The sequence below is a fragment of the Streptomyces sp. NPDC091387 genome (assembly GCF_044756945.1).
GTDB lineage: Bacteria > Actinomycetota > Actinomycetes > Streptomycetales > Streptomycetaceae > Streptomyces.
In genome coordinates this window covers 59,725-73,774 of the sequence record NZ_JBIVTZ010000021.1, presented here as the reverse complement: position 1 = coordinate 73,774, position 14,050 = coordinate 59,725, and the positions used below count along the sequence as shown (strand labels likewise).

11 protein-coding genes and 1 pseudogene are annotated in these 14,050 nt (G+C 71.8%); 3 read left to right on the top strand and 9 right to left on the bottom strand.

The window, feature by feature from the left end; translation table 11 throughout:
- Window positions 1–171: 171 nt before the first annotated feature.
- On the bottom strand, window positions 172–1,134 hold the full coding sequence (locus tag ACIQM0_RS33395; RefSeq protein WP_401294024.1) for a 2-hydroxyacid dehydrogenase: 963 nt from the start codon (window positions 1,132–1,134) through the stop codon (window positions 172–174).
- Between the two features lie 96 nt (window positions 1,135–1,230).
- On the opposite strand from ACIQM0_RS33395, the gene ACIQM0_RS33390 reads away from it, so the two are divergent.
- The 3 genes from ACIQM0_RS33390 to ACIQM0_RS33380 all read left to right on the top strand — a co-directional run bounded on the left by ACIQM0_RS33390 (window position 1,231) and on the right by ACIQM0_RS33380 (window position 3,940).
- The gene (locus ACIQM0_RS33390) at window positions 1,231–2,223 is read left to right on the top strand and encodes an aldo/keto reductase (protein WP_401294021.1); all 993 of its coding nucleotides are present in this window, start codon (window positions 1,231–1,233) and stop codon (window positions 2,221–2,223) included.
- A 192-nt stretch (window positions 2,224–2,415) separates the two neighbouring features.
- Window positions 2,416–3,654 (top strand): PQQ-dependent sugar dehydrogenase, encoded by a 1,239-nt coding sequence (locus ACIQM0_RS33385; RefSeq protein ID WP_401294018.1) that lies wholly within the window; start codon window positions 2,416–2,418, stop codon window positions 3,652–3,654.
- Window positions 3,655–3,685: 31 nt separating this feature from the next.
- Complete coding sequence (locus tag ACIQM0_RS33380) at window positions 3,686–3,940, top strand: DUF6191 domain-containing protein (protein ID WP_401294015.1); 255 nt, start codon at window positions 3,686–3,688, stop codon at window positions 3,938–3,940.
- A 12-nt stretch (window positions 3,941–3,952) separates the two neighbouring features.
- On the opposite strand, the gene ACIQM0_RS33375 is transcribed toward ACIQM0_RS33380, so the two are convergent.
- The 8 genes and pseudogenes from ACIQM0_RS33375 to ACIQM0_RS33340 form a co-directional block, all read right to left on the bottom strand.
- Window positions 3,953–7,108 (bottom strand): AAA family ATPase, encoded by a 3,156-nt coding sequence (locus ACIQM0_RS33375; RefSeq protein WP_401294113.1) that lies wholly within the window; start codon window positions 7,106–7,108, stop codon window positions 3,953–3,955.
- 58 nt (window positions 7,109–7,166) lie between these two features.
- Window positions 7,167–7,346: a hypothetical protein gene (locus ACIQM0_RS33370; RefSeq protein ID WP_401294013.1), complete on the bottom strand. Its 180-nt coding sequence runs from the start codon at window positions 7,344–7,346 to the stop codon at window positions 7,167–7,169.
- Between the two features lie 235 nt (window positions 7,347–7,581).
- Complete coding sequence (locus ACIQM0_RS33365; protein WP_401294010.1) at window positions 7,582–8,256, bottom strand: hypothetical protein; 675 nt, start codon at window positions 8,254–8,256, stop codon at window positions 7,582–7,584.
- A 71-nt stretch (window positions 8,257–8,327) separates the two neighbouring features.
- Window positions 8,328–8,450 (bottom strand): annotated as a pseudogene (locus tag ACIQM0_RS33360) (RimJ/RimL family protein N-acetyltransferase); the annotation flags it as partial.
- 70 nt (window positions 8,451–8,520) lie between these two features.
- Window positions 8,521–10,746 carry an MMPL family transporter gene (locus ACIQM0_RS33355; protein ID WP_401294007.1) on the bottom strand — a complete coding sequence of 742 codons (2,226 nt, stop codon included), beginning with the start codon at window positions 10,744–10,746 and terminating at the stop codon, window positions 8,521–8,523.
- Between the two features lie 196 nt (window positions 10,747–10,942).
- Window positions 10,943–12,181, bottom strand: a complete 1,239-nt coding sequence (locus ACIQM0_RS33350) for an SLC13 family permease (protein WP_401294110.1) — start codon at window positions 12,179–12,181, stop codon at window positions 10,943–10,945.
- A 101-nt stretch (window positions 12,182–12,282) separates the two neighbouring features.
- On the bottom strand, window positions 12,283–13,794 hold the full coding sequence (gene gatB, locus ACIQM0_RS33345) for an Asp-tRNA(Asn)/Glu-tRNA(Gln) amidotransferase subunit GatB (protein WP_401294004.1): 1,512 nt from the start codon (window positions 13,792–13,794) through the stop codon (window positions 12,283–12,285).
- 17 nt (window positions 13,795–13,811) lie between these two features.
- Complete coding sequence (locus tag ACIQM0_RS33340; protein ID WP_073738655.1) at window positions 13,812–14,045, bottom strand: hypothetical protein; 234 nt, start codon at window positions 14,043–14,045, stop codon at window positions 13,812–13,814.
- Window positions 14,046–14,050 lie beyond the last annotated feature (5 nt).

The window sequence follows — 14,050 nt, the reverse complement described above, 5'->3', positions numbered from 1 at the left end:
CCGTCGCCCCCTCGCGTGTGGCTTCCTCCCCGGCGCCGTCCCTTCCACGGCGCAGCCTCCCTTTCGGGACGATACACCAGACTCGTCACACAGGGACATAGTTCCTCTACTCTCCGTGACGACCTGGGGACTTGTCGGCACCGAGCGCTGCGGAGCGTGCTCGCAGCGTGTTCAGCCAGTGGTGCGTACGACGTTGTGGACCGGTTCCCCCGCGGCGAAACGGCTGAGCTGTCCGGCGATCAGACGCTTGGCGCGCGGCAGGAACGCCGAGGTGCTGCCGCCGACGTGCGGAGTGATCAGGACGTTCGGAGCATGCCAGAGGGGATGGCCGGAAGGGAGTGGTTCCGGGTCGGTGACGTCGAGTGCCGCGTGCAGCCGTCCGGACTCGAGTTCGGACAGCAGGGCCTTGGTGTCGACGACACCGCCGCGGGCGACGTTCACCAGCAGCGCCCCGTCCGGCATCGCCGCGAGGAAGTCCGCGCCCACCAGCCCTTGTGTGGAGGGGTTCAGCGGGGTGGACAGAATCACGATGTCGGCTTCGGGCAACAGTGCGGGCAGGTCGTCGAGCGTATGTACGGGTCCGCGTGCGGTTGTCCGCGCGGAGCGTGCGACGCGCGCCACCCGCGCGCACTCGAAGGGCGCGAGCCGGTCCTCTATCGCGGAGCCGATCGATCCGTACCCGACGATCAGCACGGACTTGTCGGCGAGCGCCGGGTAGAACCCGGAGCGCCACTCCTCGTTGTCCTGGCCGCGCACGAACCCGGGGAAGCCGCGCAGGGAGGCGAGGATCAGGGCGAGGGTCAGCTCTGCGGTGGACGCCTCGTGGACCCCCTTGGCGTTGCACAGCCGTACGCCTGCGGGCAGCAGGCCGAGCCCCGGCTCGACGTGGTCGATGCCCGCGGAGAGGGTCTGCACGACCCGCACCGCGCTCATCCCGGCGAGCGGACGGACCGCGACCTCCGGGCCCTTCATGTACGGGACGACGTAGAAGGCGCAGTCCGCGGGGTCGGCCGGGTAGTCCTGCCCGCCGTCCCAGAAACGGTAGTGGAGCCCCTCGGGGAGCCCTTCGATCCCGTCGGCCGGAATCGGCAGCCACACCTCGGGGGCCGCGGTGGAACGCGTGGTGGAAGTCATGGTCAGGAGGCTATGCGAAGGCGCGCGGGGAGCAGAGGTTAGCTTTGGGGGTCCGGAGTGATCCCGTGCGGCGGGGCCGAGGGAGGGTTCGGGGAGTTGGAGCGCAGGAGTCTCGGTGCGGCGGCGCTCGCCGTGGGCGCGGTCGGTCTCGGCTGCATGCCGATGAGCTGGGCGTACGGTGCCTCCCAGCAGCGTGGCGACCATGCCTTGCGCGCGGTGCACGCGGCGCTGGACGCGGGCGTCCAGTTGCTCGACACGGCGGACATGTACGGCCCGTTCACCAATGAGCTGCTGCTGGGGCGGGCGCTGAAGGGGCGCCGGGCGGAGGCCTTCCTCTCCACCAAGTGCGGGCTGCTGGTGGGCGATCAGCACATCGTGGCCAATGGCCGGCCCGGCTATGTGCGGCGGGCGTGCGACGCCTCGTTGCGACGGCTGCAGACCGATGTGATCGATCTGTACCAACTGCACCGGGCCGATCCCGAGGTGCCCGTCGAGGAGACCTGGGGCGCGATGGCGGAGCTGGTGGCCGCGGGGAAGGTGCGGGCGCTCGGGCTGTGCGCGATCGGGGCGCGGGCCTCGCGCCGGACGGGTGCGCGGCTGCATGACGGAACGATCCGGCAGCTGGAGCGGGTACAGCAGGTGTTTCCCGTGAGCGCGGTGCAGGCGGAGCTCTCGGTGTGGTCGCCGCAGGCGCTGGAATCGCTGCTTCCGTGGTGTGCGGCGCGGGGTGTGGGCTTCCTGGCGGCGATGCCGCTGGGCAACGGCTATCTGACGGGGACGCTCACCCCGGGGCAGGGCTTCGAGCCGGAGGATCTGCGGGCCAGGCATCCGCGGTTCACCGCCGAGATGATGGCGGCGAACCAGCCGGTGGTGGTGGGGCTGCGGCGGGTTGCCGAACGGCACGGGGCGACGCCCGCGCAGGTGGCGCTGGCCTGGGTGCTGCGGCAGGGGCCGCAGGTGGTTCCGGTACCCGGGACCAAGCGGGAGCGCTGGGCGGTGGAGAACGCGGGGGCGGCCGGTCTGGCACTGACGGCGCAGGACCTGGCGGAGATCGACCGGCTGCCGCCGGCCCGGGAGTCGTGGGACTGAGCGCGGGCGTTGGGCGAGGCAGAAGCGTGGGGCCGGCCGTTCACCGCTGCCCCGTGGCGCCGGCCCCCGACCGAGAAAGTCGGCCGTCATCGGGAACCTCGCACCGGGCGGCGGTGTAAGAACAGTAGACAGGCGGCCGTCGAAGGGATCGGTGCGGTGTTCGGATCTGGGCAGGACCCGGTGGGGCGTCATATGACGCGTCACGGGAGTGGTCGCGTTGCGCGGCGTCAGGCGGGAGTGCGGCGCGGTGCGGTGGCCGTGCTGGCGGTCGGTGCCCTGGTGCTCGCCGCGGGGTGCTCCTCGCAGGAGGGAATGGAGAGCACCGCGGGCCAGGGAGCGAGATCACCGGCCGGGTCCTCGACGGCCACGTCGAGCCCGGCGGCCTCCCCGTCAGCCTCGCGTCCCGCGGCCGATCTGCCGCCCGCGAAGGGCTCGGTGAAGGTGGTGTCGACCCTCACGGAGGGGCTGGACTCGCCGTGGGGCCTCACGGCCCTGCCCGACGGCGACCTGCTGGTCTCCTCGCGCGACAAGGGGACGATCACCAGGGTCGACGCGAAGAGCGGGAAGAAAACGCTGCTGGGCACCGTGCCCGGAGTGGCTCCCGCCGGGGAGGGCGGGCTGCTGGGGATCGCCGTCTCCCCCACCTTCGGTACGGACCATCTGGTGTACGCGTACTTCACCACCGCCTCGGACAACCGCATCGCCCGCATGCTCTACAACGAGAAGGGCACGAACCCCGGTCAGCTGCTGGGCGCTCCCGACACGATTCTGCGCGGCATCCCGAAGGGATCCATCCACAACGGCGGGCGCATCGCCTTCGGCCCGGACCACATGCTGTACGCGGGGACGGGCGAGACGGGGGACCGCGGCCTCGCGCAGGACAAGAAGTCGCCGGCCGGCAAGATCCTGCGGATGACACCGGACGGCGAGCCGCTGCACGGCAATCCGCAGGCCGACTCCGTGGTGTATTCGTACGGTCACCGCAATGTGCAGGGGCTGGCCTGGGACAACCACAAGCAGCTGTGGGCGTCCGAGTTCGGCCAGGACACCTGGGACGAGCTGAACCTGATCGTGCCGGGCGGGAACTACGGCTGGCCGGACGTCGAGGGGAAAGCGGGCAAGGCGGGGTTCCGTGATCCCGTGGCACAGTGGAAGACGTCCGAGGCGTCACCGAGCGGCATCGCTTTCGCCGAGGGCTCCCTCTGGATGGCCGGTCTGCGCGGTGAGCGGCTCTGGCGGATCCCGCTGTCCGGTACGGCGGACAAGGAACCTCTGGCGGCCCCTCAGTCGTTCCTGAAGGGGAAGTACGGCCGCCTGCGCACCGTGCTCGCGGCCGGCGGCAACAAGCTCTATCTCGTGACGAGCGAGACGGACACCCGTGGCACCCCGAAGCCGGGAGACGACAAGATCCTGGTGCTGGAGGTGCGGTAGCGGCTACAGCAGGCGGAAGGGTGCGCGGCCCGTGTTCAACTTCTTCGAGGAACTCTTCGCACCGGGCCGCAAGCACGCTGCGGAGGAACAGCGGCGGCTGGAGCTGAGCCGGGTGGATCTCGGCATCGGCGACCCGGCGCGCGGCCCGATAGACCTCACCTCGGGCAAAGTGGTGGTCCGCCGGCCGGACGGCGAGGACGGAGACCCGGCGGACGACTCCGGAGACGGAGACCCCGGTGGTGCGGGCGCCGGGGGCCCGGATCGGAACGAAGGACCCCAGGACTGAACGGGACAGCCCTCAGGCACCCGTCGGCGTGCGGTAGAGGCGCAGCCGGTGGGCGAGTGCGGCGGCCTCGCCCCGGCTCGCCACCCCGAGCTTGGCCAGGATGTTGGAGACGTGGACGCTCGCGGTCTTGGGCGAGATGTAGAGCTCCTCGGCGATCCGGCGGTTGGTGTGGCCGTCGGCGACGAGCCGGTGCACGTCCTGTTCGCGCCGGGTCAGCCCGAAGGACTCCACAGCGGCGGCGGCCACGGCCCGGAGCTGCTCCTCGGAGTGGTCCCGCCCGGTCTGCTCGTCGGCAGCGCTGTCGCCGTCCGGGATCGTGACGGCCACCAGGATCTCGTCGCCCGAGCCCGCGCCGCGGGGCGCGTCGGGGGCGGTGAGGGCGATGCGGGCGCGGCCGGCCAGCAGCTCGATGGTCTCGGCCAGCGGGCGGGCGCCGAGGCGCAGGGCGGTGCCGTGCGCCTCGCGCAGCAGGGCGGTGGCCGTGGGCCGGTCACCGGAGGCCACGAGCAGGGCCTCGGCCCAGCGGTGGCGGATCTGGGCCAGTTCGTACGGACGGTGCAGCGGGGTGAAGGCCTGCGCCGCGCGGGACCAGTGCTCCGGGGTGTCGAGGCCTTCGGCGCGAGCCAGCTCGGCATCGACGAGCAGACCGTAGGCAGCCCATACGGGGACGACCATCGGCAGGCGTTTGAGATGTGCGCGGATCAGGGCGAGGCTCGCCGGCCGGCCCGGCTCGGTGGCGGGCAGGCCGCGGGCGTCGGCCTCGGCCGCCGCGACGACGTGCAGCAGAGGCAGGGCGTAGCGCTGGGTGCCGGTCGGGAAGCCGATCTCCGCCTGGGCCTCGAACGCCGTCCGGGCCTCGGAGAAACGGCCCTGCTGGACGGCGAGGGTGACGGTGTGGCGCACGGCGTTGATGAAGTGCTGGGGCTGCGGGTCGCGGGAGCCGAAGCTCCGCTTGTTCAGCGCGAGTTGCCGTTCGGCCTCGGCGAAGTCTCCTCGCGCGAGCGCCACTTCGGTGCGGCGGGCGGCGACCAGGCCCTGGGGCTTGCGGGACAGCGCCGTGCGGGCAGCGGCCTCGGTGGTGGCCAGGGCCTGGTCCCAGTGGCCGAGCGAGAACAGGGACATCGCCTGGTTGGTGCGGACCCAGGCCTCCGTGTCGGCGATGCCGTGGCTGTGGCAGATCTCGATCCCGTGGTCGGCGGCGGCCACGGCCTCCAGGGAACGGCCCATGGCTTCGAGGGTGGAGGGGAGGTTGATGCTGGCGCGGCCCATGACGCCGATGAGGCACAGCTCGTCGGCCCGGTCGCGGACGGCGTACATCTCGGCGATGCCGTCGTCGATGTCTCCGGCGTCGGCGGTCAGCCAGCCCCGGGTGAGGCGTGCGTGCAGCTCGATGTACTCGTCACCGACCAGCCGGGCGTACTCCACGGCCCGGTCCGCGGCGGCGAGGGTCTGGGCGCCGGGGCGGTGCAGGGCGCCCCAGCCGGCCACGCTCATCAGCACCTCCGCGTGGACGGCCGAGGGGGGCAGTCCCCGGACCAGCTCCTCGGCGGTGGCCAGCTCGTCCCAGCCGTCACCCCGGGTGAGGGCCTGGATCAGATGGGAGCGCTGGACCCAGAACCAGGCGGCGCGCAGCGCGTCGTCCTCGCTCTCCAGGATGCGCAGGGCCTTCTTGCAGAGGGTGAGGGCCCGTTCGCGGTCGTTGCCGAAGCGGGCGGCGACGGTGGCCTCTGCCATCAGGTCGAGGTAGCTGAGGGGGGTGGCGCTGTCACGGCCGCAGGCCGGGTAGACCTCGGCGTAGTCGATGGGGCGCAGAGTGCTGCGTATCGCTTCGGGAGCGTCGTCCCACAGCTCCATCGCCCTTTCCAGCAGTCTCAGTTGCTCGGAGAAGGCGTTGCGGTGGCGTGCTTCGACCGAGGCCTTCAGTACGGCGGGCAGGGCCTTGGCGGCATCGTGCGCGCCGTACCAGTAGCTGGCCAGGCGGGTGGCGCGCTCCCCGTCGCGGACGAGGGTGGGGTCGGCCTCCAGGGCTTCGGCGTAGCGGCGGTTGAGGCGGGAGCGTTCGCCCGGGAGGAGGTCGTCGCTGACGGCCTCGCGGACCAGGGAGTGTCGGAAGCGGTAGCCGTTGCCCTCCGGGGTGGTGAGCAGCAGATTGGCGCCGACCGCTCCCCGCAGCGCTTCGATGAGGTCGTCCTCGGCGAGGCCGGCGACGGCGGCCAGCAGTTCGTACTCGACGGCGGATCCGCCTTCGGACACGACCCGGGCGACCCGCTGGGCGTCGTCGGTGAGGGTTTCGACCCTGACGAGGAGGAGGTCGCGCAGTGAGTCGGGGACTCCGTCCCCGTCGCCGCACTCCAGGCTGCAGGCGAGCTCCTCGACGAAGAAGGCGTTGCCGTCGGAGCGCTCGAATATCTCGTCCACCAGGGCCGCTTCCGGGGTGTCCGCGAGGATGCCGACGAGCTGGCGGCGGACCTCGGCCCGGTTGAAGCGGGCGAGTTCGATGCGGCGGACGGTCCGGAGGCGGTCCAGTTCGGCCAGGAGCGGGCGCAGCGGGTGGCGGCGGTGGATGTCGTCGGACCGGTAGGTGCCGACCACGACGAGGCGGCCGGTGCGCAGCGTACGGAACAGGTAGGCGAGGAGGTGCCGGGTGGAGGCGTCGGACCAGTGCAGGTCCTCCAGGACGAGGACGACCGCGCGCTCCGCCGAGATGCGCTCCAGCAGCCTGCCGGTGAGCTCGAAGAGCCGGGCGGTGCCGTGCTCGTCGGCCGAGTCCCGGCCCGGCTCGCCGAGTTCGGGAAGCAGCCGGGCCAGTTCGCCCTCCTGCCCGGCGCAGGCCGCGGCCATCTCGTCGGGGAGGGTGCGGCGCAGGGCGCGCAGGGCGGCGGAGAAGGGGGCGTACGGCAGGCCGTCCGCGCCGATCTCCACGCAGCCGCCCACGGCGACGACGGCCCCGCGGCGGGCCGCCACCGCGAGGAACTCCTCGACCAGTCGGGTCTTGCCGACGCCCGCCTCGCCACCGACGAGCAGCGCCTGCGGCTCTCCGCAGGCGCAGCCGGCCGGACCGGCTCCTTCCGCGGTGGCGCGGGCGAGCGCGTCGGTGAGCGAGGTGAGTTCACCTGCGCGGCCGACGAACACGGGACTGACTGACCTGGTCTCCACGGAGCCGAGCATCGCATACGGGTCCGACAGCCCGGAGCCGGGAAGCTGGACAGGCATCGTCTTTCGGCCCTTACGCGGCGTGCGCGAACCGTTCCCGTTCCCTGTCCGCACTCACCGTCCTCTCGCGCTCCTTGCGTGCCGAGCTGCGGGCGGCCCGGTCGGCGCGACGCGCTTCCCTGATGAGCCGCTCGTTGTCGGCGCGGCGGATCAGTTCGGCCTGCCTGATCTTCTGGAACTCCAGCGTGAACATGCGATTCCCCCCTGGTGACGAGGGCCCGTCGGGCCTCGGTGGCGGCAGTTCGTCTGCCGTGCCTCCACTGTCGTCCCCCAGGGGGTGCCGCCGCATCGGGCGAGTTCCGCATCTCCGACGGGCCGGCGCCTTAGGCGGCCGCCCACGTCACCGCACAAGGCCCGCGATCGGCGCCGTGGATGCCTTAGGCCGCGCCGGGAGGCGCCGTACGGGAGGGGAAGTACCTGTCCCCGGGTCAGCTTCCCGCGGTCGCGGCGGGCGCCGTGGGCAGGGCGACGATGAGGTCGAAGTACATGCCGACGGAGATCAGCACACCGATCACACCGAGCGCGATGCCGCCCATGGCCACCGCGCGGACCCAGCCTGCCTGCGGGTGCGCGGACGGGGCGCCGAAGGCGGGGCGGACCAGGACGTAGATGCCGACCAGCAGGGCGACGAGCGCGAAGAGGCCGTTGACCAGGGCGGTGGAGTGCCAGGCGTTGCCGTAGATCTCGGAGATCTGCTGCGCCGCGGAGCCACCGGACGACGTCTTGATCTGCCCGAGGAGGGTCTCGCGCTCGGCGACGACCCGGCCGCTCCAGGCCCCGGTGAGCGCGACGATGCCGAGGCCGACGGAGACGACGGCCGCGGCGGCGGTGCCGAGACCGGCGGACTCCTTGCCGGACTCGTCGTCGTCCAGGTCGAGGTCGAAGTCCTGCTCCGCCGCGGCCGGATCCACGTCGGTGTCGGTGTCCGCGGACCCGTCCGCGTCGCGGTCCGTGGGCTCTGCGGAGGCGGTGCGTGCCTCGTCGAGCTGCGCCGCCGTGTCCTTGTCCTCGGCGGTGTCGGTGACGGCCTTCTTCGCCGTCGTCTTCTCTCCGTCGCCCTCGGCGACGGGAGCTGTGGGAGTAGTGGGAGTGGTGGGGTTCATTTCCCGCACGCTAGGTGCCCCGGATGAGAACCTTCTTAACGTCCGGCGGCGCCCCGCTCCCGTACCCCGGCTCAGCCCTGCCCGGCCCGCCGTTCCGGGGCCGGCACGGACCAGGTCTCGGAGTCGTGTCTCACGCCTCGGTACAGGTGGTTCTGGCGCAGCACGCCGTCCCGCGTCGTCCCGAGCCGCTCGGCCCCGTCGCCCCCGGCGATACCGCGAGCATCGCGGCCTCCCCGTATCTCGCCCACCGCGTTTCCGCGCCGGTCAGCGGACGCGTTGCGCGGCCGGTACGGCCTCGTCGTCCTGGCTCGTGCCCGCCCCCGGGATCTTCGCACGGGGCGCCCGGCAGTCGGAAGGCTCGATGCTGAGACGCGGCAGTCTGCGGTCCAGCCAGCCCGGCAGCCACCAGTTCGCCCCGCCCAGCAGGTGCATCAGGGCGGGTACCAGCAGTGTGCGCAGGACGAAGGCGTCCAGTGCGACGGCGGCGGCGAGCGCGATCCCGAACATCGCGATGACCCGGTCGCCGCTGAGCACGAACGCGAGGAAGACCGAGATCATGATCACCGCGGCCGAGTTGATCACCCGGCTGGTCTCCGCGAGGCCGACCCGGACCGCCCGCCGGTTGTCGCCGGTCTCCAGCCACTCCTCGTACATCCGGCCGACCAGGAACACCTGGTAGTCCATGGAGAGGCCGAAGAGCACGGACACCATGATGACCGGCAGGAAGGGTTCGATGGGGCCCGCGCTGCCCAGCCCCAGCAGCTCGCTCCCCCATCCCCACTGGAAGATCGCGACGACCACGCCGAACGAGGAGGCGACCGCCGCCACGTTCATCACCGCCGCCTTCAGCGGGATGCCGACCGACCGGAAGGCCATCAGCAGGAGCAGGCAGCCGAGCCCTATGACGACACCGATGAAGAGCGGGAGTTTCCCGATGATGATCTGCGCGAAGTCGTCGTAGCTGGCCGTCACGCCGCCCACATGGGTCCGGAGCGAGGTGTTGTCGGCGGCCTTCGGCAGGATGTCCGTACGCAGCCGGTCGACGAGCTCGCTGGTCTGCTGGGACTGCGGCGCGGAGTCCGGGACGACGGTGACGAACGCGGTGTCGCCGCTGGAGTTGTACGTGACCGGGTAGGCCCAGGCGACCCCGTCGGTGGCGCGCAGCGTGGCGGGCAGCGCGTCCATCGCCAGCCGGTCGTCCGCGCCGTCGAGCTGGGCGGCGACGGTCAGCGGCCCGTTGACGCCGGGACCGAAGCCGTCGGCCAGCAGGTCGTACGCCTGCCGGGTGGTCGAGGACCTCGCGTTGTTCCCCTGGTCGGAGCTGCCCAGGTGGAGCGAGAAGGTGGGGATCGCGAGGACCAGCATCACCACCACCGCGATCCCGCCGAGCAGTTTGGGGTGCCGCTCGACGAAGGCGGACCAGCGCGCGGCGAACCCGGTGGGCAGGTCCGGCTGCGGGCCGTGCTGGGCGAGCCGTCTGCGCTCGCGCCTGCTCAGCGCCCTCATGCCGATGAAGGACAGCAGGGCCGGCAGCAGCGTCACGGCGGCCGCCACGGTCAGCACGACGGTGAGCGAGGCGGCGACGGCGACCCCGTTGAGGAAGCTCAGCCGCAGGATCAGCATGCCCAGCAGCGCGATGCAGACGGTGGCCCCGGCGAAGACGACGGCCCGTCCGGTCGTGGCGACCGCGTGCTCCGCCGCCTCGGGGACGGTCATGCCGCGCCGGAGCGCTCTGCGGTGCCGGGTGACGATGAAGAGGGCGTAGTCGATGCCGACCCCGAGCCCGACGAGCATCCCGAGCATGGGCGCGAAGTCGGCGACGGTCATCACGTGCCCGAGCAGCACGATCCCCGCGTACGCCGTGCCGACCGAGACGAGAGCGGTGGCGATGGGCAGCATGCTGGCGGCGAGCGAGCCGAAGGCGAGGAAGAGCACGACGGCCGCGACGGCGACCCCGATGGCCTCGCTGAGGTGCACGGCGGGCGCCTCGGTGAGGGCGACGGCCGAGCCGCCCAGCTCGACCCTGAGGTGTTCGCCCGAGGCGGCCTTCGCGGTGCTGACGACCGCCTCTGCCTGCGCCACCGGTACGTCGTCGGCCTGCCGGTCGAAGGTGACCGTGGCGTAGGCCGTGCGCCCGTCCGCGCTGATCTGGCCGGTGCCCGACTGGGTGTAGGGCCCGCTGACGTCGCCGACACCCGGCAGCCGTTCGACCGCGTGCAGGGTCGCCGTCATCTTCTGCTCGACGTCGGCCACCCGCACGGTGGAGTCGTCGGTGTGCCAGACGATGGTGTCGGTGTCCCCGCCGAGGTTCGTGAAGCCGCTCTTCAACAGGTCGGCGGCCTGGCCGGATTCGGTGCCGGGCGCCTCGTAGTCGTTCGTGTACGAACTGCCCGCGAACACCGCGCCCGCGGCCGTGCCGCCGAGCGCGAGCAGCCAGATGAGGACGGCGACGAGACGGTGTGCGACGCACCAGCGGGCGATAGCAGCCAAGGGACGAGCTCCCTGCGGGTTCGTGGTCTCTCCGACGGCTCGGCAGAGCCGTCCGCGGGAAACGCAAGACCTTGAGAACCGTCACTCTGACAGTGAACTGTGATTATTTGCCCCATTCGTGGCCTTACTCACAGGCGTCGGATCCGCATATGGGCGACATCGGCTCGGCCGTCCGGCGGGCTCGCGGGAGCGTGCGTCAGACCCCGATCACCCGCAGCGACCCCCAGAGCGCGACCGTCGACACCGCCAGCGTCGCCGGTACGGTCAGCAGCCCGAGCCTGGTGAAGTGGCCGAGTTCCGGCGCCTCGCCGTGCGTGTGCAGGATGCGACGCCACAGCAGGGTGGCGAGCGAGCCGACGTACGTGAGGTTCGGCCCGAGGTTCACCCCGATCAGCGCGGCCAGCAGCGGCCCCGGGCCGGCCGCCGCGACGACCGGGAGCAGGGCGAGGATCGCCGGCAGGTTGTTGATCAGGTTGGCGAGCACCGCCGCCACCGCGGCCACCGCCAGCAGCGCGGGCAACGACGAGCCGTCCGGCAGGAGCCGGGCGATACCGGTACCCGGGCCGTGGTCGACGACCGCCTTGACGACGACGCCCAGGGCCAGCACGAACAGGCAGAACGGCACGTTCGCGGAGTGCGCCAGCCCCTTCACGGTGGTCTCCCGCTTCACCAGCGCCCGTACGGCCAGCACGCTGGCGCCCGCCAGCGCCGCCCACAGCGGCTCCGCGCCCGCGAACGAGGTCACGACGAATCCGCACAGGGTCAGCACCAGGACGACCAGGGTGAAGACGGGGACGGCGGGCCGGTCGTCCGCCGGCTTCGGCGGGTACGCCCCCGCCGCCAGGTCGGCCGCGAAGAACCGGCGGAAGACCACGTACTCGACGGCGATCGCCGCCAGCCACGGCAGCGTCATCAGGGCGGCGAAGCGGGTGAAGGAGAGACCGCTGGCCGTGAACGCCAGGAGGTTGGTCAGATTGGAGACGGGGAGCAGGAGGGAGGCGGAGTTGGCGAGGTGCGCGCAGGCGTACACGTACGGGCGGGGGCGGGCCCCGACGCGGGCCGCGGTCGCGAGGACGACCGGGGTCAGCAGGACGACGGTGGCGTCCAGACTGAGCACCGCCGTGATCACCGACGCGACGGCGAAGACGCCCGCGAGCAGCGGGCCGGTCCGCCCGCCGCAGGCGCGGGCGACCAGGTCACCGGCCGCTCTGAAGAGCCCTTCGTCGGCGCAGAGCTGCGCCAGTACCAGGATCGCGGCGAGGAACCCGACGACCGGCAGCAGGCTGCTCACCTGGGACCGGGCCTCCGGCCAGGAGACCGCGCCCACCGCGATGACCAGCACCGCGGCGGGCACGGCGACGGTCGCCTCCGGCAGTCCCCGGGGGCGTACGACGGCGAACGCCAGCACCCCCAGCAGGAGGGCGACGGAGACGATCTCGGCGGTGACGGCGTTCAGTGGGCTCTCCGGAGCGGTGAAAGGGGCGGTGCGCCCGGTGGTACCGGATGCACCGCCCCTTGAGGACGTACGGAACGGACTCAGCCCTGGACGCCGAGCTTCTCCAGGATCAGCTCACGCACCCGGGCCGCGTCCGCCTGGCCGCGGGTGGCCTTCATGACGGCGCCGACGAGCGCGCCGGCGGCGGCGACCTTGCCGCCACGGATCTTGTCCGCGATGGCGGCGTTGCCCGCGATGGCCTCGTCGACGGCCGTGGACAGCGCGCCCTCGTCCGAGACGACCTTCAGGCCGCGCTTCTCGACGACGGTGTCCGGGTCGCCCTCGCCCACGAGGACGCCCTCCAGCACCTGACGGGCCAGCTTGTCGTTGAGGTCGCCCGAGGCGACGAGCTCGGCCACCCTGGCGACCTGCACCGGGGTGACGGGCAGCTCGTCGAGGCCGCGGCCGGTCTCGTTGGCGTTACGGGCCAGCTCGCCCATCCACCACTTGCGGGCCTGGTCGGCGGGAGCGCCCGCGTCGATGGTCGCGACGATCAGTTCGACCGCACCCGCGTTGAGGATGGACTGCATGTCGTGCTCATTGATGCCCCACTCCTCCTTGAGCCGGGCGCGGCGCAGCCGCGGCAGCTCGGGGAGACCGCCCCGCAGCTCCTCGACCCAGGCGCGGGCCGGGGCGACCGGGACGAGGTCGGGCTCCGGGAAGTAGCGGTAGTCCTCGGCGTTGTCCTTGATGCGGCCGGCCGTGGTGGAGCCGTCCTCCTCGTGGAAGTGCCGGGTCTCCTGCACGATCGTGCCCCCGGAGTTCAGCACCGCGGCGTGGCGCTGGATCTCGAAGCGGGCGGCCCGCTCGACGGAACGCAGCGAGTTCACGTTCTTCGTCTCGGAACGCGTACCGAACGCCTCGCGGCCGTGCGGGCGCAGCGACAGGTTCACGTCGCAGCGCATCTGGCCCATCTCCATCCGGGCCTCCGAGACGCCGAGCGCCTTGATGAGCTCGCGGAGCTCGGCGACGTACGCCTTGGCGACCTCGGGGGCCCGTGCGCCCGCTCCCTCGATCGGCTTGGTGACGATCTCGATGAGCGGGATGCCCGCGCGGTTGTAGTCGAGCAGGGAGTGGGACGCGCCGTGGATACGGCCGGTGGCGCCGCCGACGTGGGTCGACTTGCCGGTGTCCTCCTCCATGTGGGCGCGCTCGATCTGCACCCGGAAGATCTCCCCGTCCTCCAGCTGGACGTCCAGATAGCCGTCGAAGGCGATCGGCTCGTCGTACTGGGAGGTCTGGAAGTTCTTCGGCATGTCCGGATAGAAGTAGTTCTTCCGGGCGAAGCGGCACCATTCGGCGATCTCGCAGTTCAGCGCGAGACCGATCTTGATGGCGGACTCGACGCCGATCTCGTTGACGACCGGCAGCGCGCCGGGCAGCCCGAGACAGACCGGGCAGGTCTGGGAGTTGGCGTCCTGCTTGAGCTCGGTGGAGCAGCCGCAGAACATCTTGGTCTTGGTGCCCAGCTCGACATGGACTTCGAGGCCCATGACGGGGTCGTACGTCGCGAGGGCGTCCTCGTACGACTCCAGGTCAATGACAGCAGTCACGGTGAAAACTTTCCCTCTCAGCCCAGCAGGACGTCGTCGTCGCCGAGACGCTTCAGTTCGCGATAGAGGATCGCGAGGCCGGTGACGATGGCGGCGGCGGACACGGTGGCGTCGATGAGCCGCAGTGTGTCGTTGTCGTTGCGCGCGAGCCTGATCTGCTTGGCAACACTGATCGCGCCGAACGCGGTGCTGCCGAGCGAGACGTACAGCCCGGTCTTGGACTTCTTGAAGTTCGTGGCCTTCTTTGCCATGGCAC

Excerpts from the sequence above, each read along its gene's own strand:
- ACIQM0_RS33395 (WP_401294024.1), bottom strand. The coding sequence starts at position 1,134 with ATGACTTCCACCACGCGTTCCACCGCGGCCCCCGAGGTGTGGCTGCCG.
- ACIQM0_RS33365 (WP_401294010.1), bottom strand. The coding sequence starts at position 8,256 with ATGAACCCCACCACTCCCACTACTCCCACAGCTCCCGTCGCCGAGGGC.
- ACIQM0_RS33375 (WP_401294113.1), bottom strand. The coding sequence starts at position 7,108 with ATGCTCGGCTCCGTGGAGACCAGGTCAGTCAGTCCCGTGTTCGTCGGC.
- ACIQM0_RS33340 (WP_073738655.1), bottom strand. The coding sequence starts at position 14,045 with ATGGCAAAGAAGGCCACGAACTTCAAGAAGTCCAAGACCGGGCTGTAC.
- ACIQM0_RS33385 (WP_401294018.1), top strand. The coding sequence starts at position 2,416 with ATGACGCGTCACGGGAGTGGTCGCGTTGCGCGGCGTCAGGCGGGAGTG.
- ACIQM0_RS33370 (WP_401294013.1), bottom strand. The coding sequence starts at position 7,346 with ATGTTCACGCTGGAGTTCCAGAAGATCAGGCAGGCCGAACTGATCCGC.